Source organism: Paenibacillus taichungensis, from assembly GCF_003287275.1.
In the GTDB taxonomy this organism is placed as follows: domain Bacteria; phylum Bacillota; class Bacilli; order Paenibacillales; family Paenibacillaceae; genus Paenibacillus; species Paenibacillus taichungensis_A.
The window spans coordinates 517987-535814 of the sequence record NZ_QEVW01000014.1; the positions used below are offsets into that span (position 1 = coordinate 517987).

A 17828-nucleotide genomic window follows, 5' to 3' on the forward strand; every position below is an offset into this window, starting at 1 on the left:
TTTTAAAGGGGAAAATCCGGGAATAAAGGCGACCGCTCCGCTTTTTCAGGTTTATTCTGTCCTCTCCGTTCACGTGTAAATGAATAGTTCAACGAATATAATTTGAATATAATTTTAAACGTTTTCGTAAATCTCAATTCGAAAAGTGTTCCTGTTTCAGAACTTCTTTCCAGTCGGATAGTGTCTGCAAGAGAGCTTCTTCCACCCACAATAATTCTTCCCGGGTATGAGCATCAGAGAAAATAAAGTACCCTTTGGTGAATATTCCGAAGTGGGCCATTCGTTTGACCATAAACTCTCGAAAAGGATCAGTATGAAAGTTTTCCTCCGAAATAGAGCTAATGGAGAAACTCGCATAAGTACCCTTCAGCACCAATTGATCGGTTAATCCAAGAAGTACGAGTTCAGCTTCAATCAGATCCATAATCCGGATAGTAGCCTCGCGCCAGCTCGGCCATACTTTAGCGCTTTTCATCAATCTCTCACATGCAATCGCTGCCGCTAGTGCAGTGGTCTCGCTGGAATGGGCATTGCTGAATCTGACCTGTCCTGATAATGACATCAGATGTTCTGGCCCCATTACGGCTGCGAGTGGCAGTCCATTCGCCATGCCTTTGGAAATACAGAGCAGATCCGGCCAGATATCATATTCCCCAGCTGTAGCTTGCTTGCCCATTCGTATGCCTGAGGTGACTTCATCAAATATGACAATGATATCCAATGACCGACATAGGGAAACAACTTGTGCCAACGGCTCACGTTTCCATTCATTTGGACAAAGGACAATGCAGGCGATATCCTCGGGAGAGGATTGGATTTGGGCCTCGATACGCTCTGGTGAGGGCTTTTCTATCCAGATTGTTGTGCGTTCGATATCCACGGGGATGCCTCGTTCTTTCGTTTCGCGGCCATAGTACCCATAGGCAGACCAGTCATGCCACCCATGATAGGCCGTCGCGATGACCCTGCTTTTGCCACTTCCCGCACGCGCCAGACGTACGGCTCCACTGACTGCATCGGCGCCACTTTTGGTGAACCGCAATGAGGGGTAGCGGCCTTCAAACCGTTCCAAAATCAATTCAGCGCATTCAAGTTCAATGTCAGCAGGAATAGAATAACTTGTCCCTTTTTTCAGCTGATGGATGACGGTCAGTTGAACTTCATGTCGTGCATGTCCCCATGGAGCCGTACCCATGGCCATCTCACAATCCAACCATTCATTTCCATCGATATCTATAAAACGGGAATTGCGTGCCTCTGCGCAGCATACGGGTGTATATCCCGGAAATAAGCGTTCTGGTGCTTTGGCTAACGTACTGCATCCGCTCGGAATAACCTTTTCGACATGTTCCAACCACTCCAGATTCCGTGTAAACCTTACGGCACGATCCAGCGTGCTCTCTTTTGATTTCACCTTTGGTTCCTCCCTGTTTACTTGGTTTGTGCGTTAGCGAACTTTGGAGCCTGGCCAGCAGCCATCATATATACGATCCATGGTGATGACATTGCCATACAGATCAATAATCAGATCTTTAGCCCGATGAGCATGTCTCATCTCTATCCAGTAACGGTTTTCCAACAACCGGGCGAAATTGTCCACCAGAAACAATAATCGGTTCTCGCTATGAATCAGCTCCTTGCCCAGAACCTGCGGTAGCCAAATGGCTCCATTCGAGTTAAAACGGTTGGAATAGTCACGTACCTCAGCAACAGGTGCAATGTCAGCTTCCTCCAGCTTGGTCCAGAACGTATCCGCGTCACTGCGAACCTCTGCAAGATCAATGCCAACGATCGGCAGATGCTGATATTCACTCTGGCTATCCAGCTGTTCTTTCAGATGACCGAATACAAATGGCCAAACATCGGCTTCAATTTCCCCACCCCACTTTTTCCAGAAACGTGCCAGATTGTTTTTCCGGTTGAAGTTGCGATGAATGCCACTGCTCCGTTCCCAGTGATAGGCGAGAATATTCGGATTAATGACCGTATCATATCCGGCTGCCCGTGCTCGCATCTGATAATCAAAATCCTCATATCCGTTAAAGAACTTTTCATCCAGCTCGCCTACCGTTTCATACACTTCCCTCTTCATGCCAAACATGGCGAATACGACAAGCTGAACTGAAAATGTTTCCTTCGGAATATCTTCAGGCGAAGCGTTCAGAAATAAGTGGCGACCAATTGTATCGGCAAATGCAATTCCACAATGCTGCACGCCTCCCGTTTGCGGATAGAGCAGAACACCGCCAATCATACCGATTGTGATGTCGCTGTCCATCGTCTCTTTCATCATTAATTGCCAGTTCGGTTGAAGAATCGTATCGGAATCCAGGAAGAAAATATAATCTCCCTCTGCTCGCCGAAGCGCGCTATTGATTGATACGGCACAGCCAAGTGGAAAATCATGCTGAAGAATTTCAATCGTTACACCTTCTCTAACCTCTTGTTTCAGTTTCTCCAAATGCTGTGAGACAGCAGAACCGGAACCATCGTTGATAAAAATGATTTGAGTGGACGGGCTTACAGTCCGTAGCAATGAGTCCGTGAACAGGTTCAAAATGTTATAGTCCTGGTTAACTGGCACAATAATGGTGTAAAGCATGGAATCCCTCCTGTTGGATATGATGGAATGAGTGTAAAAGCGAGTTGAAACGGTACCGTGTTCAGTGCAGATTATCGACCTCCTTGTCGCAGATCCACTGTATTATTTTCGTAATGATTTGAATCTACTAGAAATTTATATCATTTTTTGTAAGTTTTAAATCTTAAATTCTGAACTCTGTTAAAATATGAATATGTACCGAAAACAAAATATGCGCCTTTCAAGTAGCGCCGATAGCTCTCCACGCAAAAAAAACACCTCCAAAGTGAGTCCGTATCCAATGACACGACCGACTCCACAATGGGGTGTTATTTTGCATTAATGTACGTTGTTATAAGGTAGCGGCTACTTATCTGGCCCTAAAACCATGATAGAACGTATCCACAACTAGCGAAGCTGCTGATTTACGAGCAATGTCACCACTTACAACCTGCTGCCACGTCAGAAACAGGATAGAATACAACACATCTACAATCCAGTTTTTATTGACATCCTGGCGAAAATAATTCTTTTGCTGCAACAAGCTGACCGCATGCAGTATAGGTTCTCTCAGCTTCAAATCTGCTCCTTCAATCTCAGGGTTATAGTGTATAGCTGCGTCATGGGTAAGGAAAAATATTTTATCCCCTAACGGAATGAGCACTTCGATCAGTTCCGGAATATACGTTTCACAGTTTTCCTCATCCAGATGAACGTTTTGCATGGCCTCACTGACCACCTCGATCGCACGCAAGCCCAGAAAAACCATTAATTGTTCACGACTCTCCACGTAACGATGAAGAGTCGCAATGCCGATTTTTGCAGAGTCTGCGATATCATTCATGGATGCATTGGGCTTTTCAATCAGCAGTTTGGTCGCTTCGTCCAGGATGGAATTAAGTCTCGTTTGCTTCATCGATGTCATTTCTTTTTTCAACGGGTTTACACCTCTTGGAGAATATATTCAATAAATTGATTCAATGAACCCTCATTTGATTGGCTGTGACTATAAAATTATAGCATAGTTGCTCACAATTCCGATGTCTGAACACGTAACAAGCATCACCTATGATTGGTTATGTATTGCAAAGATAGATGTAATGATTAAGAGCCGCCAAGCGGCGACTCTTAGAATATACCTTTTATCTTTCCCTTTTGCTCATAACTCGATAATTCTGGTTGCAATATTTGCGCAAAATTCACTGTCATGCTCTACAAACAGAAGGGTTGGGGAGTACTCCAGCAGCAAGTCTTCAATTTGCATACGAGAGATGACATCAACAAAGTTGAGAGGTTCATCCCAAATGTGCAAATGAGCTCGCTCACTGAGACTTTTGGCAATCAGCACCTTCTTTTTTTGGCCTGCGCTATACGTTGAGATATCCTTCTCCAATTGCAGCCTGGAAAAATCAAGCTTTCTTAGTATCGATTTAAACAGGCTTTCATCGATTCCCTGCGTGACAGCATAATCCGATAATTGGCCGCCGAGATCAGACGTGTCCTGCGACACATAGGAGATCTTAAGCTGATGATCCTTTCGAAAATGACCTGTATAAGGGATATCCTCATCACAGATCAGTTTAAGGATGCTTGATTTCCCCGATCCGTTTTTACCATAAAGTGCAATACGATCCCCTTTCTCAACTGTGAAACACACGTCCTTACATACCGTATTGGAGCCGTATGCAATCGACACATGTTCCAATTCGACAAGTTCTTTTTTGTGAAAATCCAGTTGATGAATCTGGAGGCGTTCTGCATTTTCGATATTTTTGAGCAGTTTGGACTTTTCTTGGATGGCAGATTGCTGTCTCTGCTCAATATTTTTGGAACGTTTCATCATTTTGGCAGCCTTGTGTCCAATATAGCCTTTATCCACCTTTGAACCGGAATTTCTCGTACCATTTTTGGTTCTTTCCACTTCATGCGACCATCCACCCGTCCGTTTGGCAGAATCGGATAAACGCTTGATGTCCTTTATTAATTTCTCATTACTTGCAAGTTCAAACTGATCTTGCCTTTGTTTATTTTCCCACCAAGCGGAGAAGTTCCCTCTCTGAATCTCAATGTTATTTTTATTAATGGACAGGATGTGGTCTACGCTGTTATCCAGAAAGGATCGATCATGCGACACCAGAATAAATCCACTTTTGCTACGAAGATAATTACTGACGAGTTTTCTCGCATGAATGTCGAGATGATTGGTAGGTTCATCAATGAGCAAAAATCGATTATCCTTCAAGAACAAGGCAGCCAGCATCACCTTCGTTTGTTCTCCATTTGACAAGGAATCGAAAGGCCGATACAGGATATCTTCGGAAACTTTTAACAAGTTAAGCTCTCGCACCAACTGCCAGTGTAAATATTCAGGATAGACCTCTTCAATGACATCTAGAGTCATAGCTTCTATATTCTCAACCTGAAAAGGAAAGTACTCAAAGCTAACATTCGCAGAAATAGTTCCGCTGTATTCATATTTACCAAGCAGCAGATTTAGGAACGTCGTTTTGCCTCTGCCGTTCCTTCCGGTAAAGCCCAATTTCCAATCGGAGTCCAGCTGAAAACTCACATTTTCAAATATATTATCGTAACTGCCATCATAGGCAAAGGTTAGGTTCGTAACGTTAATTAAAGACATAAAGATCATCCTTTTTATGTGAAATATAAAAGTAAACCGACGGGATATTTATTACGACATGGTCCCTCACTTTATATTTGAACATAATTCAGAATTTCAATCCGCTCTTGCATGAATGACATATTTGTCGTGTCAGAGTGATTAAAATATCCTCAATTGAAAAAACGCAAAAAAGCCCCACTCACCGGTGCTTTTTTTGCGTTACATCAACCTGACTATGATAAAGAGACTCGGCGTTCAAAAATTTAACGCCAAGATGATCTATGCATAGGAGGATAAAGTGCCGGATTCTGATTAGTTATGTTGTGAACCATGTCAGTGTTCATGTTCGTTGACAGGTCCACATAAACATCTACAACCTCTAATTCAGTCATTGCTCTATCCCCCTTTTAAAAGCTCAACAATTTAATATCAGAAACTTAACATGGAATACAGCCATGGGTCAAGGCGAGAAATCAATCTGATCCCCTTTTAGAATCTAAATTCACCTTAGTAGACCCATAAGGATTTATAGTCACTACGCGCTGTATTCAATTATTAAACAGCCGCATACAGCGGTTTGTACACCGGATGCCACATGGCAGCTTTTACAGCCTCTTCAACGTCTTTCAGCTCTACACGCGCAACGCCATCTTCCACTGCCGCCTTGGCGACCGCCACTGCAACTTTGTACGAAACAGCATGCAGTTCTTTCACTCTGGGCAGAAGTGGAGCACCTGGGGCAGAGGAGTCTACTGAATTAGCTACGGCCACTGCAGCTGCGGTGAACATGTTTTTGGTGAATTTAGATGCTTTCGCTACAATCGCTCCCAGACCCAAACCAGGGAACACAAAAGCATTATTGGATTGACCAATTTCATACAACGTGTCATTAAACATGACCGGTTCAAATGGACTGCCTGTTGCAATGAGTGCTTTGCCATCCGTCCATTCAATTAAGCTTCTTGGTGCTGCCTCGGCAAGCGAGGTTGGGTTGGACATGGGCATAATGATTGGACGTTCCACATGCTTCACCATTTCTTTGATAACTTGTTCATTAAAGGCACCTGTCACACCGGACGTCCCGATCAGAATCGTTGGTTTAATCTGTTTCACAGCTTCCAGCAAACTGACCTGCCCCTGCTCATTCAATACCCAATCTTTCACTTCGGCAGCTTTACGTACATATGGTTTCTGGAATTCAAATAGACCTTCCGTCTCATCGGTAAGGATTCCGCGGTAATCGAATGCCCAGAAGCGGCTCTCCGCTTCCTCCTGCTCAAGCCCTTCTTCCATCATGGCGTCACGAATCTGATCCGCGTTGCCAATACCAGCGGCCCCTGGACCAAATACAAGAACACGATGCTCACGAAGAGGTACACCCGTCACTTGAACCCCGGACATAATCGCCGCAAGTGTTACCGCACCCGTCCCCTGTATATCATCATTAAACGTAAGCAGTTCTTCCCCATATTTCTGAATAATATTTCTGGCATTCACGCTGCCCAGGTCTTCCCAGTGCAGAAGCACATCCGGGAACCACTTTGTTGTTTCTTTCACAAAGGCTTCGATAAATTGCTCATATTTTTCCCCGCGAATACGTTCATGGCGATTACCTACATACAATGGATCATTCAGCAGTTTGGGATTATTGGTTCCCACGTCCAGCACAACAGGCAATACACGGCTTGGATCAACGCCTACGGCTGCTGTATAAACCGCGAGTTTACCAATTGCAATTTTAATGCCGCCAACGCCCCAGTCTCCGATACCCAGAATACTTTCCGAGTCGGTCACCACAATCAAATCCACATCTCCAGCATGTAATCCACTGTTGCGGAAAGCTTCCTCCAGCCCATCCATATCATCAATGGATAAATATAGACCACCTGGTCTGTGGTACTGATGGCTATATTCCTGGATAGCTTGTCCGACCGTAGGTGTATACACAATCGGCAGCATTTCACTAAGATGATCCTTCATTAGTCGGTAAAATAGTACAATATTTCGGTTGAACAAATCACTAAGCATGATGCTTTTCCGTAAATTATCCGATTCATTTTGCAATTGCTGATATACCCGACTCACTTGTTCTTCAATATTTAAAACCATCGGTGGCAGGATGCCATTCAGGTTAAGCTCTCTTCTTTCTTCTTCGTTAAAGGCAGTACCCTTGTTCAACATAGGATTGGACAGAACATCCTTACCTTTCAAAGAGGTTTTCAAGTTTCCATCAGAATCTACAAAAAATGAGTTCATTTACTGATTGCCTTCTTTCATGATGTCTCTTGACGTTTTAACGTCTTTTTAATTTACTTTTAACACCAAGTAACTTTTAGTTAGTTACAGTTCTTCCGATGACAATTATAAAATATTTTCTATGGCATGTAAACGAACCCATGAAACTTTCATGAATGAAATTCAATTTCACATCGATAAATAAAATTTATCAATTTGAGATTTATCAACAAATTAATTTTATGAACAAATCCTCCTAAAACACAAAAAAACCACGAAATTTCGTGGCTCGATCACCTTTTTTATGGGCTCAAGTTTTTTCTCATTCTTTTTGGGTGAATGCTCTTTGTACTCAATATAGATAACCTAAAAAATCGAGTTCTCCTTCACTCCATGGCATGGCTCCGACTTCTCTAACCATTAACCCCTCAACTTTCTGAATTCCAACTCCAATTGTTGTTAAGGTTTCATGCTCAATTTTCAACCACTTACAGGTGTTGTTAACCGTTTTGTATCCATTTTTACTATATAAGCCTTCATGATCAGCAAATAATAGCACAAAATCAATATGCCCTTTGGACAGCTTCTCCACTTCCGCTAGCAGCAAGGAACCGATTCCTTGAGAGCGATGTGCAGTGGAAACACACAGATCAATGATACCCAGGACTCTTATTGCTTTTCCATTCAAATTCATCATTCTGTAATCTAATCCTACATGCCCAATCAGTTGATTATCCGAAGTGAATGCTAATATTCTGCAATGTGGAATTTGCTTGAAAAACAATCGGTCTTTCGGATAAACCTCTGGGAAACTGGCAATAAGCAATTCCTGAAGATTCGTTGACCATTCTTCGTTCAAATCCATATCATAGGTTTTAATGAATTCCAAAAAATACCCCCCTGGATTAAATCGATTTCTGTTTTATTTGTCTCAGCTAAGTTTTTCAAATTCAAGTTCAATTACGGGATGTAAGCATCCTCCACTTCAACCTTTCGTTCATTTCCGTTTGCTATGTATCTTACGTGAATGACACTTCCTTTCTGGAATTGGGGAATATGTGTAACCGGGATATATGTTTCTACAATCGTGGGAAAGGTACGGCCGTCAACTTGAGTTACGGTCAAATCCAATCGAACTCCCGGCCTTCCATCCATACTGGATGAAGTTTGTGTAATGTCATGAATTATCGCCTCTGCGGGAATTCCATCCCTTAAAACACTCTTTCGAAGGTGATGTCTCTGTTTATTGTTACGGAGCAGTTTAAATACCATAATCATAGTGATTGTGCCTGTTATAAGCCCAAAGCCAATAACAGCAACAATAGTAATTAATGTAGGCGACATAAACGGCCTCCTTTTATTTGAAACTTATTTATAATTTCTAGTTTATATCTCTTATTCCTGCAAATTGCTTGATATGGAATAGGAATACTTCCATATCAAAAAAACCGCCTTATAGGCGGTTTCTTATTTCTGGTTCAGCTTAATCTACTTTCGCACCATAAGAGCGTACAAATAGAACCGCTTGTTCGCGATCCAAACGTACACCTTTAATATCCAATGATTTCAGATCGATTCCTTCCAGGTTAGCGCCTCTAAGGTCGGCCCCTTGCAGCTTGGCTCTGCTTAAAACTACTCTTGTGAGATCACAGTCTCTCAGATCTGCTTTCGTAAAATCCGTATCCGTAAAGTCAGCTTCAAAGAAACGAATTCCTCGCAAATCCTGTTTGCCCAATCGGGTATGTCTCAGATTCGTATAAGACCAATCACCCTGACTTAGAGTAATACCATCCATTTGTGCACCTGAAAAGTCCGATCCAGTCATCTTGCAGGAAGTGAATTTGGAAGCAAAAAGATTAGCACCGCCAAATAAACAGTTTTCAAACGCCGATTCTCTATGGATGGAGCCATTCATGGAAGCACCTTTAAAGTCACACTCGATAAAACGGCAGTTGCTTGTCTCGATTTCTTCCATCGAAGCGTTCATAAAGGTACACTGTTTGAAAACACAGCTGATTAGTTCTCCATAACGCAAGTCACGTCCTTCAAAATGCACACCTTCATACTCCTGATCCTTATATTGATACATCACGTACACCTCATCTTGTAGATTATCATGTGTTCACCATTAAAGAGCTTTTTATAATATACCATACGGCTGTCAAGTACCTGCTTAAACGTCTGCAAAAGTCAAGTTACTTTTTTCTAAAAAACGTAGCTATTTCTAATAAAAAAAACCGCGAAAAACGCGGCTTTTTGGCTCCATAAATGTGTTTAGCTAGTACTTCAATCGGATATGAACAGGGATGCGAAGCGATACATCTCCCCCCTTGTCTCTCTGCTCGTCTTGGTTTTGTTTTTCTTCTTGCACAATCCACTGTCTGCCAACCAACAATTGCAGCAACTCGATCTCTTGTAAGGTCAGGTAAATATGTTTCAGTGACAGTTCATTCTGGATATAATCCTGTTCTACCTTGAGATCAAACCGGAAATAGAGCAGTCTTTTTAGGGCGTTAATATGCAAAAATTTGAATTCATAGACTCTGCTTCGTATGGCCGCTTCCCAGTTGTCTCCAACTTCAGCTGCTGTGTCCAGTCTCTCCTTCATATCCATCGTTGGTTCCTTAATCTTGGATAACAACGAAGAGAAGTCTTTTCTCTGCAAATAATCAATGATTAATTCGCCCGGTTCACCGCTCGTCAGCACATTTTCCACGAACAGAGCTACAGGAATGGATAGTTGAACACGGCTCATACTCCGCCCTCTCCATCTCTGAGGTATTGATTAAACCAGGCATTTACCTGTTCAAAGCTATCCACGCGCAGCGAGGGTTTTCCGCTTTTGAGCAAAGTATGATTGGAGCCTGGATATCGAATCAGTTTAGTCGTTTTTCCATATCGTTTTAACGTCGTATATAACTCCTCCGCTTGTCCGATCGGTGTACGATAATCTTGCTCTCCATGCATAATCAGAAGTGGTGTTTCAATCTTGTGCGCATGAGCAAGGGGAGAACGAGACCATAACATATCTGCATGTTCTGCCGGATTGCCGCCTATTACGCCCTCCACATAAGAGATTCCAATATCACTGGTTCCATACAAGGACAACCAATTGGATATACAGCGCTGCGTTACTGCCGCCTTAAACCGATGGGTATGAGCAACGATCCAGTTGGTCATGACACCTCCGTAACTGCCCCCACCTATACCAAGACGTGTTTCATCCAGAAAATCATATGTTGCCAGTGCATAGTCCACCGCTTCAAGCAGATCTCGACAGTCTCCCCCGGCAAAATCTCCGCGGCAAGCTCTGGCGAATTCCTGCCCGTACCCCATACTTCCTCGGGGATTCACCCATAGGACGGCATACCCCTGTGCAGCAAGTGTCTGCATTTCGTGGCTGAAGATGCCTGTATACATGGCATGCGGTCCACCGTGAATCTGTAAGATCATCGGCACTTTCGTGTCCGATTTCTGCAGAGCCGGCTTCACTAACCAACCCTGGATAGGCCATCCGTCTGACGAAGTAAACTCGACACGTTCAGGTACATTGACTTCCAAACCTGCCAAAAATTCATCGTTGCGCCGGGTGAGTCTGAACATAACACCACTGTTAATATCCACACGGTACAGTTCTCCAGGGTGATCCTCAGTCAATGCACCAATGACCAGCGTCTTACCATCAGGTGACAGGGTATATTGATATACATCCTTCTCCCCGCTTCCCGTAACGGATTGACAATGCCCATCCTCGGTGAATTGATACACGTCCACATTTCCACCCTGGGTACCCAATATATATGCCGTAAGTTGCGCATGATGGTCATCCATCAGTGGCGACGGGGATGGACTTGCCGATTTCATGTCCCCAAGTGCTGCGTTCCCCCACTGCATATCGACATCAGGTGCCAGCTGCTTTGGAATACCTCCACTACTCGGCACTTCATATAGTCTATTGTGACTTCCACTGCCATACTCTCGGTCGCTGGCGATCAGAACCAGCTGCTCTCCGTCGGGTGAATAGGCGAACTGGCTCACCTGAAGACTGGAATTCGTTACTCTATACTGCTCGCCGCTTGCCAGCTTCACGGTATGTACATCTGCAAAGTACAACAGATCCGAATCCGCCCCCTCATCCTGTACCTGCTTGGAAATGAAGGAAATAGCCTGACCGTCTGGCGACCAGACCGGAGCAGTAACATTCCATGATCCGGTTGTGACCTGTGTGATGTTTCCACTTCCAATCTCATATACAAACAGATGGCTATTCAGACCATCCCACCAGCCGGAGCCTTCCGCCTTGGGTGTCGTACGTTCAAACACCTTGCCGCGCAGGGGAATTACCCTAGGTGGTTCTTCTGTCTTTGATTCTTTGTCTACCATCGCTTCTTCTTTGCCTTCCACAACTTTACTTGTAAATGCAATATATTGCCCATCCGGAGACCAGACAAATTGTAAAAGCTTGCGCTCAGGCGAGATGAGATTTATAGCCTTTGTATCACCTGAGACAAGGGTCCACAACCCTTTACCCCCACTTTCCAATCGTAAAAAAGCGAGCTGTGTTCCATCTGGTGACCAGGAAGGAGATGAATCCTTTACTCCGTCAGTAAGGGGCTTGTCCCTACTGCCATCAAGTGAAACGCAACGAATTTGCGTAATATATTCATTTTTCTGCTGATCAATCGTCTGTTCAACATACGCCACCTGACCATCCTGATTGATTGCAGGCTGGCTAACCCAGCGGTAATGATATAAGTCCTCTGGCAAGATCGGTCTTTTATTCATGTCCATGGCTCTCCTCTCCGTTCTTCTTATTTCTTGTTTGTATCCGTACGTGGATCAAGTACATCGCGCAACCAATCTCCCAGGAAAATGACACCTAGGACCGTCAGGGTAATTGCCAGTCCAGGGAAAGTTGCCACCCACCAGCTTGTTGCTACATATTGTCTTCCATCACTGAGCATACCTCCCCAGGAAATGTCAGGTGGCTTAATGCCCAGGCCCAGGAAACTGAGCGAAGCTTCCATTATGATCGTGGTCCCAACATTCATACCGCAGATCACGATAAAGGAAGATAAGATATTCGGCAGAATGTGTTTTAGAATCAATCTCCCATTCTTGGCACCGATCGATCTTGCAGCGTGAACAAAGTCCCGTTCCTTGATACTTAACACTTCACTGCGGACCACACGGGTGAAAGGAACCCAGTTCGTCACACCGATAACCAATATCAGTGTCGTAATCCCAGGCCCCACAATAGCCATCACAACGAGCATAAACAGAATGGTAGGGATGGCCATGAATGCATCACCCACGCGCATAATAACTGCATCCAGCCATTTTCCGTAAAATCCGGACAAGAGACCAAGAATGGCACCGATGATTCCGGACACGATGACTGCTCCCATTCCTACGATTAATGAAACACGCGCACCATATACGATTCGGCTCCACATGTCCCTGCCCAGATTATCCGTACCCAGCCAGTATTCAGCCGTTCCCCCATCAAGCCAAGCTGGCGGTTTAAGACGATTGAGGGGATTCACTGCACCAGGGTCATGACTCGTTAACAGAGGTGCCCATATGGCGATTAACACAACCAACAAAACGAGCACAGCACCAAATATTCCGGTCTTGCTGACGATCAGTTGTTTCCAGATATAGCGAAGTCCTGTTGGTGTACGTACATTCTCATGTTCCTGTTCTGCACCCGGCATTGGCATTTCATTGCTGCCTGTCATCGATTGCACCTCCTTCTAATCGTATTTAATGCGTGGATCAAGCAGTCGGTAGGCCACGTCCGTCAGAATATTCGTTACAACCACGATAAACGCAATAACAAAAACAGCTGCCTGTACAATCGCCATGTCATGGGTGTTGACTGCAACAACCAGCAACTGACCCAGCCCGGGCCAGGAGAATACCGTCTCCGTAATCAATGTCCCACCAATCAAGCTTGTAAACTGCAAACTCATAATCGTTACGACCGGAATCAATCCGTTACGAAACGCATGTTTGCCAATCACGACCATCCTTCCAAGCCCCTTGCTTCGTGCTGTACGGATGTAATCCTGACTCAGAATTTCCAGCATGCTAGAGCGAATCAGACGAGTCATCTGAGCAGCAAGCCCGACCCCTAATGTAAAGGCAGGCAATATCAGATGTGATACTCCGCCGCGGCCAGATACAGGCAAAACTCCCCACATCACGGAAAATAACAAAATGAGCATGATGCCCATCCAAAAGTTCGGCATAGCTTTACCAATGACCGATATCCCGGAGATGATCAGATCGGTAAACGTATTACGTTTGACTGCTGAGGCAACTCCAAGCGGTACAGCCATAACAATGGCAAAAAACATCGCTGCAACAGCCAGTTCAAAGCTGGCCGGCAATCGTTCCAGTACAAGCTGTAAAGCAGGTTCTCCATAACGGAAGGATTGACCAAAGTCTCCCTGCAAAGCGCTGCCAAGGAACTTCATATACTGTGTGTATAACGGCTGGTCCAATCCGAGTGCCTGCGTTAATACAGCGCGGTCTTCAGCAGTAGCTGTTTCGGGCAGCATCAGAGCAACCGGGTCACCCGTGACGCGGACTAATATAAATACGATTAGTGAAACAATGAACAGGACCGGAATAACCTGCAGTAGTGACTTAAGTACATATTTGCCCATTTCTCTGTCCACCTCCTTCTAAAAAAGAACGACAGGAACGTGGTACAGTCCCTGCCGTTCTCGGCTTATCCTTGTCATAACAGGTTGTTCTGTCTGATGTTACTGTGCAGGTGTAATCTCGTCAGCATAGAACATTTCATCGCTGCGCGGCTCGAAGTTCACACGGCTATCGGTACCATATACCCCTTCCATCTGGTACAAATACACAGCTGGGCGATCTTCAGCAAGAATTTGCTGTACTTGCTGGTACTCTTTCTCCCTGGATGCCGGGTCCATGTTAACCAGTGCGGACTGAAGCAATTTCTCCACTTCCGGATTGTTATAATCCGACTCTCCTTTGGCCTCGTCCAACATGTACCGATTGTAGTTATTTGAAGCATCAAAGAGGGAATTACCAATTCCAATCATGAAGATTTCCTTGAATGATTTGGAACTGTAACGTTCACTGAAAGCACTTGGTTCAAGCACGTCCAGATTAATTTTGAAGCCCACTTGCTCCAGCATCGCTGCCACAACTTCGGCAGGCTCTTTGTACTGTGAGGATACCGAGATGGTCATCTCCGCTTCACCTTCTGCATAACCTGCTTCCTGTAACAGCTGCTTCGCCTTCTCTTGATCATAAAGTGATGTTTGGTACAACGAAGGATCTGCCCCAAAGTTACCAGGTGTTACGGATGTGCGAGTCACAATACCTGCACCTCCGGCAATGCTGTCTACAATGCCCTGCTTGTCGATTGCCAGATCAATAGCCTCCCGAACCTTCGGATCAGCTGTGACACTGCCCTCTGTTTGGCGGAAAATCAACTGAAGTACACGCTGAATCGGCGCTTTGACAATCTTCTTGTCTGCTTCTCCTTCAATGCGGGCAATATCTGTCGACGGAATGGAAGCTGCGATATCAACACCACCTGCCAGCAGTTCAGATACACGTGTGGAAGCTTCGGGGATGACACGGAATACAACCTCATTCCATTTCGGTTCACCATCGAAGTAATTTTCATTTTTCACAAGTTCGACGCGATCATCTTTTGTCCATTTACTAAACTTATATGGACCTGTGCCAACAGGTTGTTTCAGGAATTTATCAAACCCATTATCCTTAATATATTTGGCAGGCAGAATGCCAGCCCCCATCTTGGACAGACGATTAAGCAGCAACGGATCTGGTCCGTCGGTAATAATATCTACCGTATATTCATCGACCACTTTCACTTCTACAATGTTTTTGAAGTAGCTGTTTTGTTTCAGAGTGCTGTCTTTGGCTACGCGCTCCAGTGTATACTTCACATCTGCTGAGGTGAATGGATCACCGTTATGGAAGGTCACTCCTTCACGCAGCTTGAAGCGCCATGTGGTGTCATTCACTTGCTCCCATGTAGTTGCGAGACCTGGAACCTTCTTCTGTTCACTATCATTTTTGATTAGATAATCAAATACGTTGACCAGCACCGCTTCACTGGATGTATTATTGTTGTTGTGCGGGTCAAAGCTCTCAATATCCGTAGCAGCTGCGATGGTAAGCGTAGTGCTGGCAGAAGAACTACTGCCAGATTCACTTGATGCTGAATTGCTATCCGTGCCAGTGGTCTTGCCACCGCAAGCGCTCAGCACCAGTACTACAGCCAATAATGTGATCCACATGCCAGTCCATTGTCTTTTTTTCATTTTCCATGCTCCCCCTCAGAAGTTGTGTGTCTTGCCAAAAATTCAAGCGCTACGGCGGACAGCATGCCCACACCATATGGCATGACCGCCTCATCCAGATCGAACATCGGATGGTGAAGCGGATAACGAGTTCGCTCTTCCTCGTTTCCTGAACCCAATCGGAAAAAAACACCCGGAATCTGTTCACAATAGAATGCGAAATCTTCTCCACCCGTGGATGGTGGAATACTGCTCCATCCCTTCGCCCATTCGAGTCCGTCAACGGTCTCCGTAAGCAGGTCAACCATACCCAGATCGTTAACCACTACGGGGTAACCATCGCCATAGATGACCTCGTGACCAGCCCCGAACGAACTGCACACCCCACTTACGACCTGTTCAATCAAGGCTGGCATGCGTTCACGAATGGCTGGAGAGAGTGTTCGAACCGTGCCGATCATCTCAACCTCCGGTGCAATTGCTGTTCCCATGTAGCCCCCGGTGATTTTACCAATCGTTACCACAACAGGTTCCAGCGGGTCTACCATACGACTAGCCAGATTCTGTAGTGCAGTGATGACCTGAGCAGATACAGCAATGGCATCGATACCTTCATGCGGCCTCGCAGCATGTCCACCCTTGCCAAGTACCCGAATCACCAGACGGTCTGCCGAAGCAAACGCTACGCCTTTGCTTACCCCGACGGTACCCGTATCTTGTCCTGGAGTCATATGCAGTCCTGCGATCGCGTCCACCTTCGGATTTTCAAGTACTCCATCCTGAATCATGGCACGTGCACCTGCCAATCCTTCCTCCGCAGGCTGGAACACAAATTTGATGTTGCCCGACTTCGGTCGGCCGAGGCTCGTTAGCAGCTTAGCCGCTCCCATCAGAATGGTTGTATGGGCGTCGTGCCCGCACAGATGCGCCTTGCCTTCTACTTGGGAACTGTACTCAGCCGACTTCTGATCCTGTATAGGCAATGCGTCCATATCTGCCCGAAGTGCAAACGTGGGGCCCTCAGTCTCTCCCCTCAGCAAACCTACCACTCCGGTTTTTCCGACATTGCGCGTTACTTCAAGACCCAGGCTTTCCAAATGTTTGGCTACGATCTCTGACGTTCTGAACTCCTCATAGCCGATTTCCGGATGGGAATGAAAATCTCTCCGCCAGGCAATGAGTTGGGGCTGCAATGCTTGTGCGAGTTGATATAGTTGTGATTGGTCCATTAGTTCTCATCCCCTTTTTTATCATCCGATTCTGATACCAGTCGCGCATAGATCGCATCAGCCGAGAATTCAATATGTCTTTTCATTGTTTCCCGGGACTTGATACTGTCATGTGCTTTCAGTGCTTCAAGAATCTCCATATGTATCCCATGATTGACGGAGCGGATTCGGTCATCATATGGCATCAGATCCAATGCCGGATTAATTTTTGTTCTGATCTGTCTCACGGCGGCCTCGCAGTATGGATTCCCAGAAGCCTTGGCAATGGTTAGATGGAACTTCACATCCAGAGCCCGGAACCATTCCCTTGTACAATGAGGTTCAATGCTTTGCTCCATATAAGCTTCCAGCAGCTCAAGCTCGCCTGCAGTAATCCGCTCAGCAGCCAGAAAAGCCGCTTCCGGCTCAATAATGGTTCGGTATTCAAACACTTTCAGCATCTGTTCCCAATCCCGTTTAATTTCTTCTCTTGTGCGTTTATGAGAATTGGCTGTCAAAGGCAAGACAAAAGTTCCACCCTTAGCTCCCACGCGTTTCTCAATCAGACCCTTGTCTTCCAGCGTGGATAACGCCTCACGTACCGTAATGCGACTCGCATTAAAAATCTCGGCCAATTCTCGTTCAGAAGGAAGCTGCTCTTCACTCATTAATTCTTTTAGTATGATGGCTTCCTCCAGTTGTTCTCTAATAAATTCACTGACCTTTTTGGTAGATACTTTTTCAAAACGAAATGAAAACGTACTGGACATGTGAACACTCCGATCTGTAAATGGTCTAGACCTTATACCATTAATATAATTCCGACTAAACAGATATGCAATACTTTTTTTGATGATTTTATAAAT

15 protein-coding genes are annotated in these 17828 nt (G+C 45.1%); all 15 read right to left on the reverse strand.

Translation table 11 applies throughout. The features are described from left to right. Positions 1-133: 133 nt before the first annotated feature. The 15 genes from DC345_RS22175 to DC345_RS22245 all read right to left on the reverse strand — a co-directional run bounded on the left by DC345_RS22175 (position 134) and on the right by DC345_RS22245 (position 17732). A complete protein-coding gene (locus DC345_RS22175) occupies positions 134-1414 on the reverse strand; it encodes an aminotransferase class III-fold pyridoxal phosphate-dependent enzyme (protein ID WP_113054954.1) in 1281 nt (426 codons plus the stop codon). Positions 1415-1447: 33 nt separating this feature from the next. Continuing rightward, positions 1448-2602 (reverse strand): glycosyltransferase family 2 protein, encoded by a 1155-nt coding sequence (locus DC345_RS22180; protein ID WP_113054955.1) that lies wholly within the window; start codon positions 2600-2602, stop codon positions 1448-1450. 349 nt (positions 2603-2951) lie between these two features. Then, entirely contained in the window at positions 2952-3518 is a 567-nt protein-coding gene (locus DC345_RS22185) for a TetR/AcrR family transcriptional regulator (protein WP_113054956.1), read from the reverse strand. 222 nt (positions 3519-3740) lie between these two features. Continuing rightward, positions 3741-5219 (reverse strand): Lsa family ABC-F type ribosomal protection protein, encoded by a 1479-nt coding sequence (locus DC345_RS22190; RefSeq protein WP_113054957.1) that lies wholly within the window; start codon positions 5217-5219, stop codon positions 3741-3743. A 537-nt stretch (positions 5220-5756) separates the two neighbouring features. Further along, entirely contained in the window at positions 5757-7457 is a 1701-nt protein-coding gene (locus DC345_RS22195; RefSeq protein WP_113054958.1) for an NAD-dependent malic enzyme, read from the reverse strand. A 331-nt stretch (positions 7458-7788) separates the two neighbouring features. After that, positions 7789-8325: a GNAT family N-acetyltransferase gene (locus DC345_RS22200; RefSeq protein ID WP_113054959.1), complete on the reverse strand. Its 537-nt coding sequence runs from the start codon at positions 8323-8325 to the stop codon at positions 7789-7791. Positions 8326-8396: 71 nt separating this feature from the next. Continuing rightward, entirely contained in the window at positions 8397-8780 is a 384-nt protein-coding gene (locus DC345_RS22205; protein WP_113054960.1) for a hypothetical protein, read from the reverse strand. A 139-nt stretch (positions 8781-8919) separates the two neighbouring features. Continuing rightward, positions 8920-9525, reverse strand: a complete 606-nt coding sequence (locus tag DC345_RS22210) for a pentapeptide repeat-containing protein (protein WP_076288368.1) — start codon at positions 9523-9525, stop codon at positions 8920-8922. 189 nt (positions 9526-9714) lie between these two features. Next, positions 9715-10191: a hypothetical protein gene (locus DC345_RS22215; protein ID WP_113054961.1), complete on the reverse strand. Its 477-nt coding sequence runs from the start codon at positions 10189-10191 to the stop codon at positions 9715-9717. Continuing rightward, a complete protein-coding gene (locus tag DC345_RS22220) occupies positions 10188-12221 on the reverse strand; it encodes an alpha/beta hydrolase family protein (protein WP_113054962.1) in 2034 nt (677 codons plus the stop codon). Before DC345_RS22220 ends, DC345_RS22215 begins: the two co-directional genes overlap by 4 nt. 26 nt (positions 12222-12247) lie before the next feature. Next, the gene (locus DC345_RS22225; RefSeq protein ID WP_397333718.1) at positions 12248-13153 is read right to left on the reverse strand and encodes an ABC transporter permease; all 906 of its coding nucleotides are present in this window, start codon (positions 13151-13153) and stop codon (positions 12248-12250) included. A gap of 39 nt (positions 13154-13192) precedes the next feature. Beyond that, positions 13193-14110, reverse strand: coding sequence for an ABC transporter permease (locus DC345_RS22230; protein ID WP_063565206.1), 918 nt, complete (start codon positions 14108-14110; stop codon positions 13193-13195). A gap of 99 nt (positions 14111-14209) precedes the next feature. Next, complete coding sequence (locus tag DC345_RS22235) at positions 14210-15775, reverse strand: ABC transporter substrate-binding protein (RefSeq protein WP_113054964.1); 1566 nt, start codon at positions 15773-15775, stop codon at positions 14210-14212. After that, on the reverse strand, positions 15772-16983 hold the full coding sequence (locus DC345_RS22240; RefSeq protein WP_113054965.1) for a M20 metallopeptidase family protein: 1212 nt from the start codon (positions 16981-16983) through the stop codon (positions 15772-15774). Before DC345_RS22240 ends, DC345_RS22235 begins: the two co-directional genes overlap by 4 nt. Beyond that, a complete protein-coding gene (locus DC345_RS22245; protein ID WP_113054966.1) occupies positions 16983-17732 on the reverse strand; it encodes a FadR/GntR family transcriptional regulator in 750 nt (249 codons plus the stop codon). The genes DC345_RS22240 and DC345_RS22245 overlap by 1 nt, the downstream gene beginning before the upstream one ends. Between the last annotated feature and the right edge of the window lie 96 nt (positions 17733-17828).